This window comes from Streptomyces katrae (assembly GCF_000966975.1).
Taxonomy (GTDB): Bacteria; Actinomycetota; Actinomycetes; order Streptomycetales; family Streptomycetaceae; genus Streptomyces; species Streptomyces katrae.
Genome location: NZ_JZWV01001437.1, coordinates 1 through 325, shown reverse-complemented (window position 1 = coordinate 325; position 325 = coordinate 1). Strand labels below are relative to the sequence as shown.

The 325-nt window shown below is 79.1% G+C and carries 1 pseudogene; it reads right to left on the bottom strand.

The annotated features are described in order from the left end of the window. Nucleotides 1-108: 108 nt before the first annotated feature. A pseudogene (locus tag VR44_RS38100) lies at nt 109-325 on the bottom strand (RNA-binding S4 domain-containing protein); the annotation flags it as partial.

Here is a 325-nt window from a genome sequence, read left to right as displayed (position 1 = left end):
GCCCCCGGAACGGGGTCGGGGGCGGAGCCCCTGGAAACGGGGAAAGGGCGGGGCGGGGAGACGGCACCGCGCAGCGGCACCCCCGCACCCGCCCCGGCCGGCCACCGACTACCGCCCCCGCAGGCTGTCGAACTCCCGCCGCTCCCGCTTGGTGGGCCGCCCGGCCCCCCGGTCCCGGATGCCGACGACGGCGGCCTCCACGGCCGTCGGCACCGGCGGGCTGTTGTCGACGAAGCACTCCGCGGCCACCGGCGCCCCCACCCGCTTCGTCACCGGCTTGCGCACCACCACCACGCGCTCCCGCCCCGCGTGGAACAGCCGTACC